Below are 14,451 nucleotides of genomic sequence, written 5' to 3' on the forward strand. Positions count from 1 at the left end.
TCAGGGCGTGGTCATGCACTGATCCAGCAGTCGATAGCCGTTCACGTGCGTGGCCGACACCAGCGTGCGCGACACCGTATTGCCGCTCGACCCCCAGCCCCGCCGGTAGAGCACGTCGTACGTCCCCGAAGGCACCTTCCCGCCATAGGTGTTCGGACTGAGCACGTAGACCCCGGGCGACTGATACTGATAGCTGTAGCCGCCGATGTAATGCGCGGCGTCCGTATCCTTCGCCACGAGGTAGATGTCCGCGCCGTCGTAATCGGTGTTCTTCGTCGGCAGCGGCCCGCCCGCGAGCGTGAGCGTCCCGCCGACGATCGACACCGGGATGTCCACGTTCAGCGTACTCGCGCCCGCCGGAATCGCGACGTTCGTCGCGAGCAACCGATAGCCGTTCACGTGCGTGGCCGACACCAGCGTACGCGTCACCGTGTTCCCGCTCGACCCCCAGTTCCGCCGGTAGAGCACGTCATACGTGCCCGCAGGCACCTTGCCGCCGTAGGCGTTCGCAACCAGCACGTACACGCCCGGCGACTGGTACTGGTAGCTGTAGCCTCCGATGTAATGCGCGGCCTTCGTGTCCTTCGCCACGAGGTAGATGTCCGCGCCGTCGTAATCGGTGTTCGTCGCGGGTAGCGCCGCGCCCGCAAGCGTCAGCGTCCCGGTCACGCTCGCCACCGGAATATCAACGTCGAGCGTGTTCGCCCCCGCCGCGAGCGTGACGTTCGTCGCGAGCAACCGATAGCCGTTCACGTGCGTGGCCGTCAGCAGCGTACGCGTCACCGTATTCCCGCTCGACCCCCAATTCCGCCGGTAAAGCACGTCGTACGTGCCCGCGGGCACCTTGCCGCCGTAGGCATTCGCAACCAGCACGTACACGCCCGGGGACTGGTACTGGTAGCTATACCCGCCGATGTAATGCGCAGCCTTCGTGTCCTTCGCCACGAGGTAGATGTCCGCACCGTCGTAATCGGTGTTCGTCGCCGGCAGCGCCGCGCCCGCGAGCTTCAGGGTCCCGGTCACGCTCGCCACCGGAATATCCACGTCGAGCGTGTTCGCCCCTGCCGAGAGCGTGACGTTCGTCGCCAGGAGCCGGTAGCCGTTCACGTGCGTGGCCGTCAGCAGCGTACGCGTCACCGTATTCCCGCTCGACCCCCAGTTCCGCCGATAGAGCACGTCATACGTGCCCGCGGGCACCTTGCCGCCGTAGGCGTTCGCAACCAGCACGTACACGCCCGCCGATTGGTACTGGTAGCTGTAGCCGCCGATGTAATGCGCGGCCCCCGTGTCCTTCGCCACGAGGTAGATGTCCGCGCCGTCGTAATCGGTGTTCGTCGCCGGAAGCGCCGCGCCCGCGAGCGTCAGCGTCCCGGTCACACTCGCCACCGGAATGTCCACGTTCAGCGTGTTCGCCCCCGCCGCGAGCGTGACGTTCGTCGCCAGGAGCCGGTAGCCGTTCACGTGCGTCGCCGTCGGCAGCGTACGCGTCACCGTATTCCCGCTCGACCCCCAGTTCCGCCGGTAGAGCACGTCATACGTGCCCGCGAGCACCTTGCCACCGTAGGTATTCGCCGAGAGTACGTACACGCCCGGCGACTGATACTGATAGCTGTAGCCGCCGATGTAATGCGCGGCCCCCGTATCCTTCGCCACGAGGTAGATGTCCGCGCCGTCGTAATCGGTGTTCGTCGCCGGAAGCGGCCCGCCCGCGAGCGTCAGCGTCCCGCTCACGGTCGCCACCGGGATGTTCACGTCGAGCTTGCTTTCCCCCGCGCCGATGACGACGCCCGTCGCGAGCATCCGGTAACCATTCACGTGCGTGGCCGAAGGCAGCGTGCGCGACACCGTGTTCCCGCTCGACCCCCAGCCCCGCCGATAAAGCACGTCGTACACGCCCGCGACCACCTTGCCGCCGTACGTGTTCGGGGAGAGCACGTACACGCCCGGCGATTGATACTGGTAGCTGTAGCCGCCGATGTAATGCGCGGCCTTCGTGTCCTTTGCGACGAGGTAGATGTCCGCGCCGTCGTAATCGGTGTTCGTCGCCGGCAGCGCCGCGCCCGCGAGCGTGATCGTCCCATTCACGACGCCCACCGGGATGTCGACGTCGCCCGTGCCGGGGTGCGTGGTCATGCAAGCCCCGCCGTTGCAGCCGGCCGAGGGCGCGCCCTTGCAGGCGCCCTGCACGTCGCACGCGTCTCCGGTCGTGCACGAAATGCCGTCGTTGCAAGACGTCCCCGGCGACGCGATCACCTTCGGGAACGACTGCGTGGCCTCATCGCACGCGCCATACGTCACGCACGGGCTGATGCTCACGGGCTTCTGCGGCACGTTCACGTGCACGCACCCCTCCGCGTCCGCGCCCGCCTGGCTCGGCGCGCAGACCTCCGCGCCCGTGCACCACGCCCCGTCGTCGCAAGCCGCGTTGCTCGTCGTGTGCGACGCGAGGCCGCCCGCGCATTTGTCGATCGTGCACGCGACCCCGTCGTCCGGCACGTTCGTGTCGTCGTTCGTCGCGACGCACCCGGCCGCGAGATCACACGAATCGTCCGTGCACGCATTGCCGTCGTCACACACCCGCGGGCTGCCGCCGGCGCAGACGCCCGCCTGGCAGGCCTGATCCACGATGCAAAGCGACGTCTGGCACGCCGTCCCGTTGGCGAGCGGCGTATGCTGGCAGTTCCCGCCTACGACCGCGTCGACCGTGCACGGGTTCTGATCGTCGCACATGGGCGTGTAGCACTGCGCCATCCCGCCCACGACCTGGCAGGCCTGGTTCATCACGAGGCAGACGTTCGGCGTGCAGGGATCGTCCGTGCACCCGCCGTTGCCGTCGTCGTGATACCCCGGGTCGCACGTGCACACGTACGAAGCGCCTTCTCCCGCGCAGACCGTCTTGTTCGGCATGACGCAGGGATTCGGCAAACACGGATCCGTCGTGCAGCCGCCGTTTCCATCGTCGTGATAGCCCCCCGCGGCGTCGCACGTATCGCAGGAGGCCCCAGCGAAACCAGCGTCGCACGTGCAGACCACGTGGCCGCCTTCGACCGCGCACGCGCCATGGCCCGAGCAGCTCGACGGCGTGCACACCTCGTCGATCACGCAGGCGCCGTTCTGATCGTGATACCCGGGATCGCAGCCGCAGACCGGCGATCCTCCTTCGACGGTGCATACACTCGCGTGCGGGGCCACGCACGGGTTCGGCAGGCACGGGTCCGTCGTGCAGCCGCCGTTTCCATCGCTGTGATAACCTCCCGCGTCGTCACACGCGTCGCAAGCGCTCCCGCTCCAGCCGACGTCGCACGTGCACACGGCCTCGCCGCCCTCGTCGTTGCAGCTCCCGTGACCGCTGCACGTCGTCGGCAGGCACGTCTTGTCCTCGATGCAAACGCCGCCCTCGTCGTGCGTGCCCGGCTTGCACACGCACTTCGCGGTGCCCGAGCTCCCATCACAAACGCGATCGGGCGACATGCACGGATCCGGCACGCACGGGTCCGTCGTGCAGCCGCCGCTCCCATCGTCGTGATAACCGCCCGCGGCATCACACGAAGCGCACGTCGCGCCCGCCCAGCCCTCCGCGCACGTGCAGACGGCCGACCCACTCGAATCGTCACACGTCCCGTGTTCGCCGCAGGGGTTGTTCTGGCAGCTCGCCTCGAGCACGCACACGCCGCCGTCGGGGTAAGATCCCGGCGGACACCCCGCGTCCGGCTCAGAGGCATCCGGCTCCGAGGCATCGGGCGTCTCGGTGACGTCCCGCCCGGCGTCGACGGGGCCCGGCGGTATGCCGCCGTCGTCGCCGCAGCCGAGGGCCACGAGCGCGAGGAACACGAGGAGCGTGGGGAGCAAACCCGTCGGGGGGCGCTTTCGCATGGCGCGCACTTTATCGGGGTTCGTTCGGGCTCGGAAGAGCGAGCGAGCGTTCGACGCGCAGCAGCCGACATGGGTGGACCGGGAGCGGAGAGCGCGACGCCGCCAGGGCCTCCGCGCCTTCGAGGCCTCCCGCGTGGTCACCGCTTCGGTTTGCCAAAGCGACTCGCACGGTTGTTAGCCGATTTTTGCGGTCGCTCATCATGCCACCGTCGATTGTCGGCGGTGCGGATGAGGGGCGCTGCAGATGGATGCCCGCTTTGCACATCTCGCCGCGCTGCGCAAGCGGATGCTAATGGGCGTGGGCGCCTCGGGCTTCAGCTCCTCCTTATACGTGACGATGAGGCACTGGGGGGGTCGAGAAGGCCCCACCTCGTTGCGTTGCCGAATTCGCTTTGTGCACAATCAACTTCGCGGCACTCAAAGTGTCACGGACGAAAATTCCCTCTCGTCGTTCTCGAATTTTGATGTATATTCATTACGTCCATACATCGTTAACGAGAATACGACATGGCGACCACCCGTGAGGCCGTGGGCGCATTGGCGCGCCCATACGACGGGGCCTCTCCCGCACGTGCGCGAGTCAACTCGGGTTCGCTCAAAAAGGAGCAAATAACACGAGAGCGGCGCAGAAGACCGTGATGATGAGCTTTTCGCTGCGTTCTGGCGGCGATCTGGAGGACCGATGCTTGTAGATTTCGAAAAGTTTACGGGATCACTACCCTATGCAAGCGGGCTCTTTGGGATTTATCAGCCTTTGCTCGGCTGGCGCGCAAAGGCCATGACGCGACGCTTCGGGAACAGCGTCAACTTAAGTGAAGCGGTCATCGCATACACGGCATCAAAGATCATTCCGCAATATACCATCTCGGGCGTCGGTGGGCGGGAGCTCGAGCTCCAGAGCCTCTCGGTGGGTACCGTGACGACGCCCTACCGGGTAAGGCTGCCGGCCCAGATCGACAGCCACATCGCTCGTCGTGTGCTCGAGATGATCCGGTCGGAGGAGACGATCCTCACCCGGGAGACCATCACCTGGGCGGAATTCGTCGCCCCTGCGGTCCTTGAAACCGAGCTCGCCACGATTCGACGGAAGCTCGCGCCGCCGCCCGGGGTCAGCGCGAGCAGCCGCGAGGCATTCAGGCGCGCAGCCGAGCGCGAGTCGGTAATCGCCGGCGTTCTCAGCAAGCTCTATCAACAGAGCTCCTGGGACATCCTGAGCGGGCTCTTCTTCCCGAAGACGACGGAGATCGACTACTCCGACCTTTCGGGGATTTTCACGATTCTGGCGGAGCCGGAGGAGGAGTTCGCCATCGATGCGGAGATCAACCGTGCCGTGCTGTCTCCGGTCGGGATCATCCACCTGTTCCGCCAGTACTTCTTCGAGTTCGACTCGTTCCTCGGACCCTCCATCCAGCACGTTTGGCTCTCGCCGGGCGCCGTTGTGGAACTCGTCGAGAGCCACGCGCGGAGGGTACAGACCGAGCGCTTTACGGAGATCTCTTCCGAGTCGAGCCAGAAGACCGAGGAATCGGTCACGGACACGGACGAGATCTCCGATGCCATCAAGGACGAGAACACCAACAACACGAAGCTCGGCGTCAGCGCGAACATCGACGCCGGCCTGGACATGGAGATCTTCTCCGCGCACGCCTCGGCGAACGTAGGCTACGGGTTCGACAACACCCAGAAGAAGGCTCGGGAGCAGCTCCACAAGCAAACCCGAGCGCAGAGCTCGAAGGTCACGAACGAGATCAAGAGGAACCACAAGACCTCGCTGCGCACCGTGACCGAGACGACGGACGTGTCGAGCAAGCGTTACGTGCTCACGAACAACACGTCCGCGCTCGTGAACTACGAGTTGCGTCGGAAAATGCGGCAGGTCGGCGTGCAGCTCCAGGACATGGGCACGCAGCTTTGCTGGCAGGCGTACGTCGATGATCCGGGGCTCACGCTCGGCGTCGCCGAGCTCGTCCATATCGCGGAGCCGGCCGACTTGGCGAACCTCCCCCTGCCGCAGGCGCCGGTGTACCTCGAGCCCAAGGTCGTCGAAACGACGGTCAAGTTCGACTACGAGAGAGCGGACGACAGCGAAGGTAGCGAGATGGACGTCACCTTCTATGAGGGCAGCGATGAAGAGGGGGGGACCGACAACAACGACAAGATCGTATGGCAGAAAGAATACGACGTGTCACCCCCGCAACATGGATACTGGCTCGAGAGCGTCCAGGTCACGCCCCTCCACAGCGCGGTGTGCGTGGCGGAGCCGGAGGTGATCCATTCGGGGGGTAAGTTCAAGATCAGCCTCAAGCAGGTCAATTTCAACAATCAGCCCTCGATCAACCTGGCGGTGAAGCTCAACTGGAACCCCCCGGATCAAAAAGCGCTCGAGGAGCAGTTCAATGCGGAGCTGGCCTCGCACGAGCAAGAGAAATCGCGACTGGCCAAGGAGGCCTTCATCAAGGCGGCGCGGGAGCGCGTGAGGCTCGCGAGCAGCATCGAAGCACGTAACAGCGTCGAGCTCCGCGAGGAGGAGCGGGTCGTCGTGTACCGCAAGCTCATCGAAAAGCTGCTCGACGTCGGTGTGGACCTGAAGAAGAACCCCACCACTCGGCACCTGATGTCCGAGCTCGTGAGCGCCCTGTTCGACGTCGACAAGATGCTCTACTTCGTGGCGCCGGAGTGGTGGAGTCCCCGTGCGCACCCCGTGAAACAATCGCTCGGCGCAGTCCAGGGCCCTGATGGCACGAAGTACGAAAAGCTCACGCCCGACAACGCGGTGAGCTGGGGCGGCTCCGCCGAGAACTTGCGGGATGCCAACTATTACATCACCGAGGATTCCCGGCCCGCGAAGCTCGGGAGCTCGCTCGGGTGGCTGCTGCAGCTCGACGGCGACACGATGCGGAATGCCTTCCTGAACGCACCGTGGGTGAAGGCGGTCATCCCCATCCGACCCGGCAAGGAGCTCGATGCGCTCAAGTGGCTGAAGAACGCGGCCGTGGAGGGAGCGGATGGCCTCGACGCGCTCTACCAGGAAGAGACCGCTGGCGAGAAGGATGCTATGGCCACCGTGTTGAAAGACTATACCTGGCCTGATCCCGCTGACGAGGCTCGGTATGACGCGAGCTTCACCGGGGCAGACGTGACGATCGAGGACGCGCTGCGGTATCTGGCGATCGAGATCGCCCAGAAGCACGCAGATGCGAACGTGAAGACCGCAGGGGTCATGCCGCTCGACAAGGTCTACGATAACGGCTTCGACCCGCTGACCGGCGGCTTCGAGGCCACGCCCACCACACCGTATCAGGTATTCGATCAATGGGTCGAGGTGCTGCCCACGGATCAGCTCGTGGCGGTGCAGGTCGAGTACGATCCGGTCACGGGGAGGCTGGTCACGCCGCCCGCAGAGCCCTGACGGGCAGGCATGAGTGGGTGGCCCCGGCCGGCGTGGATATCTGCGCTGGCCGGGGTCGGCCGATGGCAGCCAGCGATCCCAGAATGTCCATAGGCAAAACCATGACTACTCAGCAGGTCAAGCTCAGCATCACGGTGTTCGATATCGACAATCAGCCCGTGGACCGGTTTACGGTCGCGTGCAATTGGTGGTCTACAGGGGCCGGTAACAACTCGGAAGCGCAAATCAATAACAAGTTCGACTGTACGCTGGAGGCCGACGTACCGACGGGGAAGACCAGCGATGTAAAAATCACCGTGAGCCACCCGGAATTTTTCAAGGAAGAGACGAGCATCGACACCTCCGGGAGTCATTGGACCAACCCTACGTGTGGGGTCACGCCGACCACGAATCCGGCGACGACCCCGCTTCAGGTCAAGTTCGTCCTGGGTCGGATGCAGAAGGCGCCGACAGTCGGGTTCCAGACCAAGGATCAGTTGCGCGCGCTCATGGGTTCGCCGACTGGTGTCCTCCTCAACGAGACCCTCAGAAATCCTGGAGAGTTCGACTATCGAGCCTTGTTCAACCAGAAAAAGAACCGATTCTTGGCGATTTCGCATCCAATCAGCAAGGACTCCAATGCGATACACCCGATCGTCAAAGACCCTCATGCAGACAACTGGGGGCGGGTACACCACGCGCATTTTACCGTGGACCCTTCGACGCAAGGACGCTTTCGATGGGTTGAATATGGCAAGGGAACCCAGCGCTTCGCAGTCGCAATCTGGATCCCCGAAGTCTATTTTGCGAACAACACCACAAGCAAATTAGACTTTATCGTATTTTACAGCCCAACCACGAACCTACCACAATATACACTGCCACGAGGACAACAGTATCCTTATGGATTAAAAGGCACGGATCCGTGGCAGCCATACATCGCCGGGCTTGGACAGTCATACCTATTCAACGCACACTTCCTCAGCTATCAGCTATTGGCCGCCCAAAAGCGCGCCGTGTTGGTGATGCCGATAAACAACTTCGGTGAGTGGGGGCCATTCTCAGACCGGGCCGGCGTTCATCGGCTACTTGCGGAGGCCGCGCATTTCGTACACAAACAACGCCCCTGGAATATCGACGGCACATTCAAAGGACCGCTGCAAGACAAGCACGCACCAATCCCTGGGATCGGAAAGGTCGTAATCTCTGGATTCAGCAGTGGACACGTCCCAATCGACCGACTCATCTCACCAAGAAAGGAGGCGCGCGCGTTCAATCCCCTCTTCTACACCGCCGACGCAGCATCCTTCCCCAAGGTGTGGAAGGAGATTTGGGATTTGGACCTCGCACTCGGCTCTGCGACAGTCGATTGGGAGAAGAAGTTGATGAATTGGTTGGGAACGGATCCGACAAGGCGCTTTCGGATGTATCACTCCGAATACACAGCAGAACGCTGGCGACCGAGCGCCGGAAAAACACTGTCACCAAGGCAGACCATCAACAAGAAAGGGACAGCCGTGGGGGTAGAGGCCGAAGAGGTCTACGCGACAGATGGGCGCTGGTCGGCCGTGTACTTTTCGAACCTGTTCCTGCAGGGCTCCAAAGATGACAACAACGTCGACGGGCCCTGGTTACCGAAGTTCACGACGGACAAAAAAGGCCACCCGGAGAACATCGGCAAACATCACTTCATGATTGACATCGTACTAGCGCACGCCGCGCTGACGAGCACACTCGATCCACTCTAGCCGTCATTGCAACCCATCACGCGAATGCGCGACTCTCACCGCTCCTGGATCCGGTCCGGGCTGAGCATGAGAGGCTTGACAAATTCGGCCATCTGAAAATCGAGTTCTACTCCGCACGGGAGCGGCACGCGCCGGACGCGATCGCCATCGACGATATGCAGATGTTCTCCAAGCTGATACACCTGGACCGTCGTGGTCGCGAGACCCCCGCCGCAGCCCACCACGGCGCCGTTGGGCTTACGTAGGCGGCTCGCAAAACACATGTCGCATTGCTGATAGAGGATGCCGAGGTCCTGCGACGGACCGATGTCAGGTGGCAGCGCCAGACGAACGCTCGTGACGCTGCGACAGCACCGGGTGGTCGGAGATTGTCGACACTCGAGCCGCCCCGATTCGTGAAGTTCATGGCCCTCGGGTAACACCTCGCGGACGAATGTCGCGGGGACCTTGCGCCGTGGGCTGGCGCTCCCCTGGCAACGAGTTGATGGGCCGTCGTCGAGATAAGCACTCCGGAGACGCGTGAGGTCACGCTTGGGGATCTGCGTCACGAGCGTCGCGCAAGCGTCCGGAGGCATGGGCGTGATGTGCCGGCCGTCCTGGGTGACGGAGCGACCTTCCTCCGGGTGGTCGGTCGTAATGACGAGGCGCCTTTTCCCTTCGATACGATATTCGATGGCCATAGGGCGACCGCTCGAACCGAGGCAAAGGAAACGCAAAATGGACGGCGTGACCTCCTCGGCGGAACAAAGCTCGACAGCCGCGTATTCCGCAGCGAAAAGCGGGGCCGAAAGTGCAATCGACAGCGTCGAACGAGGCTGGGGCAGGACCGACAGCCCCTCGGGGAACGAGTACCGGGTCAGGAGCGACGGTGACTCCAGGTGCACCATATCGGTCGGATCGATCGAATCCGCGGTGTACGATCCAGCAATATGAACTTCGATGACGACGGGCGTCGTACATGCCGTCGTCCCCTCCCCCGCCTCCCCCTCCGACGCAGCGTCCCCCGCATCGCCCCCATTGCCTGCCTCCGACGGCGCCTCCACCGACGGCCCCGCCTCCACCTCCCCCCCCATCCGCACCGTCATCCCCCCACACCCCGCCTGCGCGCGCAGCACGCCAAACGCTGCGGCCACGAGCATCCCACCGAGCAGCGCCGCCCCGACCAACCGCGCGCCCCTCCACGCCCCTTGCCCTGCCGGGCCCGCTGCATCCGATGGCTCATCTGTCCGATGAGGCAACCTGCTTGACATCTCCCCCAGGATACCCTTTCCCCGCGCCCCGCCCTAAAACTTTTCCTCCCGGAAGACACTCCCAAGTCCCTCCCGAGGAAACCTCTTCCCCATCCCTCTCCCCTCCCCGAGCCCCACCTGGAAAACTTTTCCTAACGAAGCCCCCTCCCACCCCCCGAACCACGCAACTTTTTACTCGCCCCCTTCCCTTCGCGAACCTTTTTGCATAACCGTTCCCTCCCGCCCCTCCCTCCCCGGAGCCCCCGTGCAAAACCTTTCCTTCTCCTGTACATTCCCCTACCTTCCATCCTCGCAAATCAAGGGAACGACACCATGACACCCCCCATCGACCCCGAGCAGGCTTACCAAAAGTACCTCCCCGCGGCGCAAGCCCTGCAAGCCGACCAGATCTTGCCCTTCCGGCTCGACCTCGACCTCGCGCTCGCGAACGTCACCACCGGCATGCGCGTCGCCTCGGCGCACGAGCACGACATTCCCATCCACCTGCCCCAAATCGACCTCGCCGCGCTCTTCGCCCTCCCCGAGCTCGCGGTCGCCACCAAGTTCGCCGCGCTCCGCGCCGAGCAGGAGACGCCCGGCGAATCCCTCCTCCAGGCGAAGCTCTCGACCGCCGCGCGCCTGCGCGCGCAGCTCCTCTCGTCCGCCAAGGCCCTCGCCTCCAATGGTACGATTCCCCAGGCGGAGGTCGACGCCATCATCGCGGGCCGCGGCGCGCGCGACCGCGCCGAGGATTGCATGTCGCTCGCGGACCTCTTCCGGAGGCACGCGCAAGCCATCACCGGAAAACACCCCGTCACCCCCGCCCAAATCGACGAGGCCGCCGAGATCGGCGCCTTCCTGGTCACCCACCTCAAGCCCTCGGACGCGCCGAAGGCTGCCCCCGCCGCACCCACCCTCGCCGTGGACATCCGCAATCGATTGGCCACCCTGCTCGTCCGCGAGCACGCCCGCCTCCAGGCCGTCGCCCATTACTTTCATCCCGACGACTGGGAAGAGCTCGCGCCACCCCTCGGCGCGCGGACCGTCAAACGACCGAAGCCCGCGGAGGCTTGATCCCGGACGCGACACCGCCCCGCCGCCCCACACGCGAAGGTGCCGGATGAAGCGCCGCATCGTCCCGCCGCTCTGCATCGCAATCGTCGCGAGCGTCATCGCGATCCAGACCGCGCGAACCCCTGGCCCCGCGCGCTCGCCGGGCGAAGGCGCCCGCCCCGCGAAGGCCACGTCCATCCCCTGCCCCGACGCGACGCGGGCGCTGCTCGACGGGCTCGACGTGGGCCAGGATCTCGGCGGCTACCGCGTCACGTACGTGCGTTGCACGAAGCCCGAGGTGATCGAGGTCGAGCTCGACAAGGGCGGGACGAGCCTCCTGCTCATCGTGGCCGAGCCAGGCGCCGTTCCGCACGCTTCGCCCAAGCAGACCGCGAAACACGCTCTCTTCTACAACCGCCGCGGCCCGCAGGACGGGCCTCCGACGGGTGGAGAGATCTTCGAGCTGCTCGGGCTGCTCGCGAAGCGCGTCGAGGCCGCAGAGCAGCGCTGATCTCAGCCGGAGGACACGAGGACCTGATTCAGTCCGCTCGAAAGCCCACGGGCGCGATCCACGCGAGCACGATCATCACGCAGAGCAGGATCCATATCGCGTCGGGCATGGTGGGCTGCCCGAGCTCGGGCCTTCGCGCGAGCAGCGGATCCTCGATACGCGGGCGGCGGAAGATGCGCGGCCACGGGACCGCGAAGAGGAGGAGCAGCGACATCGGCTCCAGATAAGGCATCTTGCAGAGCAGGAGGATGTGGAGGTGCAGCGCCCAGATCGCCGCCGTCCACGCGAGGCGCCATCGCGCGCCGAAGAGCAGGACGAACGAGCCGCCCTCGATCACGAGCGTCGCGAGCGCCGACAAGCGCGCGAGATCCGGGCTCTCGATCAGGGTGTTCCGATAGGCGAGCAGCCAGGGAAAGCTCGCGAGCGGCTCCTGCGAGAGGATGAGCCAGCGAATTTGACTCGGGTTCACCCAGCCAAACCCCGACGCGAAGAGCTTGCTCAGCGCCGAGCCCACGTACCCGGCCGCGATGCAGGCCATCGCGCCCGCCTCGGCGAACGATTCGCGCAGCGGGCGCCCCTCGGGCGAAAGCGCGTCGCGCCCGGCGACGACGCGGGCCCAGACGAGGCCGAGGACCCAGCCGAAGAGCATCGCCCCCGGGAAAAAGCAGTTGCGCGACGGCGTGCCGAAGAGCTCGGTTCGCCACTGGCTCAGCACCGCCATCCACCCGATCGCCCACGCCCCGGCGGCGATGACGAAGCGATCGAGCGCGAAAAAAAGGAGGCCGACCGCGACGAGCCCGAAGAGCACCCAGGCGAGGGCCGGCGTGTTCGGCAAGAAGCAGAGGAGCCCCGGCGCCCTGGGGACGAAATGGGGATCCTTCGCCATGCTCGCCACCTCGAATGCCGCGTCCAGGAAGACGATCCCCGCAATCACGGCGAGTCCCACGCGCAGCGCGGTCCGCGAATGGCCGTCGTACGGCGAGCGATACACGAGGCTCACGGCGCCCTCCGGCGCACGCGGCAAGAGGCGAGCTCGCAATCCTGGCTCGCCGGCGGCCCCGGGCGATCTTCGAGGGTCCACGTCCGCCAGACGATGCGCGCGTCCTCCATTCCGGCGGCGTCGCTCGTGACGTGCGCGTCGAGGTAGACCTGGAGGTCGCGGGACACATATTCGACGCGGCCCTGATCCCCGGGCGCGCAATGCCGGACATCGTCGAGCTTGGGCCACGCCGGCGCGCAAGAAAAACCGTCGAACGCCGTGATCTCCGCGGCCTCGCCCGACGCGCCCACCACGAGGACCCGCGACGCGACGTCGGGCGAGCGCCCCTGGTACATGCCGAAGGCCGAGAGCGGAAAGAAATTGCCGACGCCCCGGGCCGCGAGGAGATACGCGATCGCAATCGCCCAGGCGGCCATCCCGGCGCCCGCGCGGCGTTCGTCCCGGTACGGCCCGCTCGACATTGACGGGGAACCTACCACCCACGGATCGCCGCGCGCAACACCCCGAAGGCCTCTGGCACATCCCCTCCGCCCGGCGTACTCTCCGCCCCCATGCGTACCCTCCCGGCGCTCGCCCTCGCGGGCCTCTGCTTGCTCCTCGCCCCTCGCGCGCTCGCCGACGGCGATCCCGCGCGTGGCAAGCAGCTCCTGTTCGAGCGCGGATGCGCGGCCTGCCATTCCTTCGACGGCTCCGCGCGCCCCGGGCCGACCTATCTCGGCCTCGTCGGCAAGACCCGCAAGGTCGTCACGCAGGAAAAAACCCGCGAGATCGTCGCGGACGAGGCCTACATCCGCCGCAGCATCCTCGAGCCGAACCACGACATCGTCGAGGGATACATGCCCGGCGCCATGCCCGGGCTCGCGATGCGCGAGGGCGACGTCGATCACCTGGTCGCAGCGATCGCCGAGATTGGCGGCGCCGCGAAGGCCGCGCCGCCGAAGACCGAAAAGAACGGCAGCCTCGGCCTGCTCGCGGCCGCGACGCTCTCCTTCGTGCTCGGCCACATAGGCCTGTCGAGCGTCACCCTCCGGCGCCCGCTCATCCAGAAGCTCAGCGAGAAGGGTTTTCAAGGGGTCTATTCGATCCTCGTCCTCGCGGCGTTCATCTGGATGATCTTCGCCTATCGCGCGGCGCCGCACGTCGAGCTGTGGCAGGCCCCGGCGTGGACACGCTGGATCCCGCTCGTGGTGATGCCGATCGCGTTTTTCTTCCTGGTCTGCGGGTATTCCACGCAAAACCCGACGCAGATGATGCAGGAGAAGGCGGTGGGCGCGGAGCCGCGGGGGATCGTGCGGATCACGCGCCACCCGGCGCTCTGGTCGTTCGCGCTCTGGGCGATGGCCCATATCCCGCCGAACGGGGACGTGGCGTCGGTCTGCCTCTTCGGCGGCATCGCGTGCCTGGCCATCGCGGGGATGTTGCACATCGACAGCCGCCGCAAGCTCGCGCTCGGCGACGCGTGGGAGCCGTTCGCCGCAAAGACCTCGCTCGTGCCGTTCGCCCGCGGCGGCGTGGGCAAGGCGCTCGGGGAGATCGGTATCGTGCGGTTCGTCGTGGCGATTCTGCTCTACGTGGGCATGCTGCACGGACACCGAATGGTGATCGGCGTATCGGCGATGCCGTAGCGCGAAGAGCCCCGCCTTCGCCCG

General features: G+C 65.4%; 9 protein-coding genes. 5 read left to right on the top strand and 4 right to left on the bottom strand.

The window, feature by feature from the left end; translation table 11 throughout:
* Nucleotides 1-3,873: a hypothetical protein gene (locus tag QHF84_RS18805; RefSeq protein ID WP_281314702.1), complete on the bottom strand. Its 3,873-nt coding sequence runs from the start codon at nt 3,871-3,873 to the stop codon at nt 1-3.
* A gap of 778 nt (nt 3,874-4,651) precedes the next feature.
* Between QHF84_RS18805 and QHF84_RS18810 the strand changes: the two genes are divergently transcribed.
* Nucleotides 4,652-7,282, top strand: a complete 2,631-nt coding sequence (locus QHF84_RS18810; RefSeq protein ID WP_281314703.1) for a hypothetical protein — start codon at nt 4,652-4,654, stop codon at nt 7,280-7,282.
* Between the two features lie 62 nt (nt 7,283-7,344).
* Nucleotides 7,345-9,009 carry a hypothetical protein gene (locus QHF84_RS18815; RefSeq protein ID WP_281314704.1) on the top strand — a complete coding sequence of 555 codons (1,665 nt, stop codon included), beginning with the start codon at nt 7,345-7,347 and terminating at the stop codon, nt 9,007-9,009.
* A gap of 35 nt (nt 9,010-9,044) precedes the next feature.
* Here the strand turns inward: QHF84_RS18815 and QHF84_RS18820 are convergent, their stop codons facing one another.
* On the bottom strand, nt 9,045-10,142 hold the full coding sequence (locus QHF84_RS18820) for a hypothetical protein (protein ID WP_281314705.1): 1,098 nt from the start codon (nt 10,140-10,142) through the stop codon (nt 9,045-9,047).
* A 429-nt stretch (nt 10,143-10,571) separates the two neighbouring features.
* Between QHF84_RS18820 and QHF84_RS18825 the strand changes: the two genes are divergently transcribed.
* Complete coding sequence (locus QHF84_RS18825; protein WP_281314706.1) at nt 10,572-11,312, top strand: hypothetical protein; 741 nt, start codon at nt 10,572-10,574, stop codon at nt 11,310-11,312.
* Nucleotides 11,313-11,358: 46 nt separating this feature from the next.
* Nucleotides 11,359-11,802, top strand: coding sequence for a hypothetical protein (locus tag QHF84_RS18830; RefSeq protein ID WP_281314707.1), 444 nt, complete (start codon nt 11,359-11,361; stop codon nt 11,800-11,802).
* A gap of 28 nt (nt 11,803-11,830) precedes the next feature.
* Here the strand turns inward: QHF84_RS18830 and QHF84_RS18835 are convergent, their stop codons facing one another.
* The gene (locus QHF84_RS18835; protein ID WP_281314708.1) at nt 11,831-12,802 is read right to left on the bottom strand and encodes a hypothetical protein; all 972 of its coding nucleotides are present in this window, start codon (nt 12,800-12,802) and stop codon (nt 11,831-11,833) included.
* The gene (locus QHF84_RS18840) at nt 12,799-13,263 is read right to left on the bottom strand and encodes a hypothetical protein (protein WP_281314709.1); all 465 of its coding nucleotides are present in this window, start codon (nt 13,261-13,263) and stop codon (nt 12,799-12,801) included. The genes QHF84_RS18835 and QHF84_RS18840 overlap by 4 nt, the downstream gene beginning before the upstream one ends.
* A 90-nt stretch (nt 13,264-13,353) precedes the next feature.
* On the opposite strand from QHF84_RS18840, the gene QHF84_RS18845 reads away from it, so the two are divergent.
* Nucleotides 13,354-14,427, top strand: a complete 1,074-nt coding sequence (locus QHF84_RS18845) for an NnrU family protein (RefSeq protein WP_281314710.1) — start codon at nt 13,354-13,356, stop codon at nt 14,425-14,427.
* The last annotated feature ends 24 nt before the right edge of the window (nt 14,428-14,451 follow it).

The organism is Polyangium sp. y55x31, from assembly GCF_029946505.1.
Classification (GTDB): domain Bacteria; phylum Myxococcota_A; class Polyangia; order Polyangiales; family Polyangiaceae; genus Polyangium.

Coding starts and splice junctions, on each gene's coding strand:
- QHF84_RS18810 (WP_281314703.1), top strand. CDS start 4,652: ATGACGCGACGCTTCGGGAACAGCGTCAACTTAAGTGAAGCGGTCATC.
- QHF84_RS18815 (WP_281314704.1), top strand. CDS start 7,345: ATGGCAGCCAGCGATCCCAGAATGTCCATAGGCAAAACCATGACTACT.
- QHF84_RS18805 (WP_281314702.1), bottom strand. CDS start 3,873: ATGCGAAAGCGCCCCCCGACGGGTTTGCTCCCCACGCTCCTCGTGTTC.
- QHF84_RS18825 (WP_281314706.1), top strand. CDS start 10,572: ATGACACCCCCCATCGACCCCGAGCAGGCTTACCAAAAGTACCTCCCC.
- QHF84_RS18840 (WP_281314709.1), bottom strand. CDS start 13,263: ATGTCGAGCGGGCCGTACCGGGACGAACGCCGCGCGGGCGCCGGGATG.
- QHF84_RS18830 (WP_281314707.1), top strand. CDS start 11,359: ATGAAGCGCCGCATCGTCCCGCCGCTCTGCATCGCAATCGTCGCGAGC.
- QHF84_RS18845 (WP_281314710.1), top strand. CDS start 13,354: ATGCGTACCCTCCCGGCGCTCGCCCTCGCGGGCCTCTGCTTGCTCCTC.